The sequence below is a fragment of the Microcystis sp. M53603_WE2 genome (assembly GCF_030065435.1).
Map to the genome: position 1 here is coordinate 1 of NZ_JASJFF010000755.1, position 3304 is coordinate 3304.

The 3304-nt window shown below is 46.0% G+C and carries 2 protein-coding genes, 2 pseudogenes and 1 riboswitch; of the genes and pseudogenes, 3 read left to right on the forward strand and 1 reads right to left on the reverse strand.

From position 1 onward, the window contains the following. A partial coding sequence (locus PX481_RS16265) for a phycobiliprotein lyase (RefSeq protein WP_288095006.1) occupies positions 1 to 517 on the forward strand: 517 nt, incomplete at its 5' end. 86 nt (positions 518 to 603) lie between these two features. Here the strand turns inward: PX481_RS16265 and thiC are convergent. Next, entirely contained in the window at positions 604 to 1986 is a 1383-nt protein-coding gene (gene thiC / locus PX481_RS16270; protein ID WP_002736411.1) for a phosphomethylpyrimidine synthase, read from the reverse strand. Positions 1987 to 1994: 8 nt separating this feature from the next. Beyond that, positions 1995 to 2091: riboswitch (TPP riboswitch) on the reverse strand. Between the two features lie 86 nt (positions 2092 to 2177). Between thiC and PX481_RS16275 the strand changes: the two are divergent. Together PX481_RS16275 and PX481_RS16280 are read left to right on the forward strand one after the other, a co-directional pair. Beyond that, positions 2178 to 3013, forward strand: a pseudogene (locus PX481_RS16275) (RNA-guided endonuclease InsQ/TnpB family protein); the annotation flags it as partial. A 12-nt stretch (positions 3014 to 3025) separates the two neighbouring features. Beyond that, positions 3026 to 3304, forward strand: a pseudogene (locus PX481_RS16280) (hypothetical protein); the annotation flags it as partial.

The following is a 3304-nucleotide window of genomic DNA, read 5'->3' on the forward strand; positions in this document are numbered from 1 at the left end:
ATTATCGCTAGAAACTTTGGCTTTAGCCTTTTTTAAGCAGACAGAAGGACGCTGGCAATCCCAGAGACGTTATTACACCCTCACCCAAGAAACGGAACCCCAAGAAGTTATCAGCGCCATCGAGATTAAATATTTACCCCAAGGCAGCGAACCATTAATTCAACTGGCCCGTTTACATAATCTGGAAGATACAGTTCTATTAGGTGGTACGGAAGTGACTTGGCAAAGTAATTATCTCCGTCCCCAGAGTAAAAAACCCTCCAACGGTTCGACTATATTCGGTATTTTAGATAATATTCTCTATCGCGATCGGGGATTTGCGACGGATAAACCCGTTAGTGCCATTTATACCTTTCCTAACCCCTCTACTCTCTGTCTGAGAACAGAATACGCCGGTTCTGTCTTTGAAGAAGAAATTAAACTCATCGGTCAACAATATCGCACCCGACAAACTATTATCTCTCGCGCCGGTCAAGAATTGATGATCGGTCAATATCTAGAAAAACGGGTCAATTAGTCAAAAAATCGGCGGCTATTCCCAGAATTTTGACTTCTATGCTAGGAATAGGGCTGAAATCAAGCAGCCCTTCCCATAACTCCCCTTTAAACCGGGGTTAAATTGTCTTGATTCTGACTAGCGAGAAACTTCTCTAATTCCGTAATCGCATCGGCATCGACTTTAGTTTGCATGGGACAGAATTTCGGTCCACACATCGAACAAAACTCCGCCGTCTTATAGATATCTGCGGGTAAAGTCTCATCGTGGTATTCCTTAGCGCGATCGGGATCCAAGGATAACTGAAATTGACGATTCCAATCGAAATTATAACGAGCAATGGAGAGTTCATCATCACGATCCCGCGCCCCCGGACGATGACGGGCGATATCTGCCGCATGAGCCGCTATTTTGTAGGCAATTAAGCCATTTCGCACATCTTCAGCGTTGGGTAAACCGAGATGTTCTTTCGGGGTGACATAACATAACATCGCCGTCCCGTACCAACCCGCCAGAGCCGCCCCGATCGCCGAAGTGATATGATCGTACCCTGGAGCAATATCGGTGACAAGGGGACCAAGAACATAGAAAGGTGCTTCGCTACACTCCTCCATTTGTTTTTTCACATTAAATTCAATTTGATCCATGGGAACATGGCCCGGTCCTTCCACCATCACCTGTACATCGTGTTCCCAAGCGCGGCGCGTCAGTTGGCCGAGGGTTTTCAATTCCGCTAATTGGGCCGCATCGGAAGCATCATGGGTACAACCAGGACGCAGGGAGTCACCGAGACTAAAAGAAACGTCATAACGCTTGAAAATCTCGATAATTTCATCGAAATGGGTGTAGAGAGGATTTTGCTTGTGGTGGTGCAGCATCCACTTAGCAATAATACCACCGCCCCGGGAGACAATCCCGGTCAGACGGGTTTTGACTAAAGGCAGGTGTTCGATGAGGATTCCCGCATGAATCGTCATGTAATCTACCCCTTGCTGGGCGTGTTTTTCGATAATATGGAGGAAATCTTCGGGGGTGAGTTTTTCAATATTGCCGTGAACGCTTTCCACCGCTTGATAGATGGGTACAGTACCGATGGGGACAGGAGAAGCATTGATAATCGCAGTGCGAATTTCGTCCAAATTACCGCCACCGGTGGAGAGATCCATCACCGTATCTGCGCCGTATTTGACCGCTAGGTGTAATTTTTCCAGTTCTTCGTTAATATTCGAGGAGTTAGGGGAAGCCCCGATATTAGCATTAACTTTACACTTAGAAGCAATACCGATCGCCATGGGTTCGAGGTTGAGGTGATTGATATTAGCGGGAATAATCAGTCTTCCTCGGGCGATTTCGCTGCGAATCAATTCGGGAGAGAGATTTTCCCGTTTTGCCACATACGTCATCTCTTCGGTAATTATCCCCTGACGGGCGTAGTGCATTTGCGATACATTTGCTTGTCCGCGCCGGGGGGCAACCCATTCTTGTCTCATAATTTTATTTCCTCTGTAAACAGCTTCCCTACGCTGGAATTACCCAGTCTCAGGTTCTAAGGGTCTTTCTCAGCCTGATTACCTCAGACACCCCTAGCTATGACGGCAATTGTACCACTGTTGAGGACTGAGGAGATAAAGCTTAAGATTGTTGTTTGATTAGGCAGTTAGGCTAAAACCCACTTAGACCCCCTACAATAAACTTCTTAGGTGACGAATACTTAAATTTTCCACAATTGGGAAAAATTCGGATTAGGAAATCCAGAAAGTACCCGCCCTGGTTCGAGCCTAAACAAGCTCGAATTATCCAAAAAGCGTCGGGATTTTACGTTTCGGTTTCCTTCCAATCTACGGAATTAGTTCCCGATATGACAGTAGGGAAGACCTGTTTAGGAATTGACGCGGGAATTGCAAGTTTTGTCGCTACTTCACGGGGAGATTTAATCAAAGCCCCTCGATTTTTGTTGAAAGTACAGAGTAAGCTTAAATTGCTACAAAGACGCTTGAAACGGAAAACTAAAGGCTCGAACAATTGGTTAAAACTTCAGGAGAAGATAGCAAGATTACACGAAAAAGTGTCTAATAGCCGTAGAGATTGGCACTTTAAACTAGCTCATTATCTTTGTGATATGCCGATAATATCTTCGTTGAAGATATTAACTTCGTTTCCTGGTCTAGAGGGATCGTTAGAAAACAATCTCTAGATTCGGGTATCGGTAGTTTTATTAACGAGATACTACCGTTTGTCGCTTGGAAACGGGGAAAATATTATCTTAAAGTCGATAAAAACGGAACTTCCCAGGAGTGTCCGAATTGTGGCGCGATTACCGGCAAAAAGTCGTTATCGGAAAGAGTTCACCGGTGTGATTCTTGCGGTCACATTGAACCGAGAGATACAGCATCAGCAAAAGTAATCGAGAATCGAGGAAAAAATGCGGTCGGACTGACCGTATTAGAAAACCCTTGCGGAGGCGGTCTGGCGGGGGTCGTTCAGTTAAATCTGTTCGATCTAGTCAAGAGCCTATGAATCAAGAATCCCTTGCTACACCGCGCTCCGCGGTTAGCGGGGGAGTGTCAACTCGACGGCATCTGTCAGGAGTCCACTCGCTTGAAACCCTACGCCCAAAATTTTCTGGCCGAACTATACGGGGTTTTACCGACGCAAGTGCGGATCGTCGGCAATATTATGCCCTATTCCACCACTAATCGCGCCTTAACCGATTCCGAGCGCCCTCTAGCCGGTTTCTGGCAATGGGTGGAAACAAACGGTCAGAAAGGGCATAACGGTGTAATGGCTTTAATCAATCTGCGGAATTTA

Excerpts from the sequence above, each read along its gene's own strand:
- thiC (WP_002736411.1), bottom strand. The coding sequence starts at position 1,986 with ATGAGACAAGAATGGGTTGCCCCCCGGCGCGGACAAGCAAATGTATCG.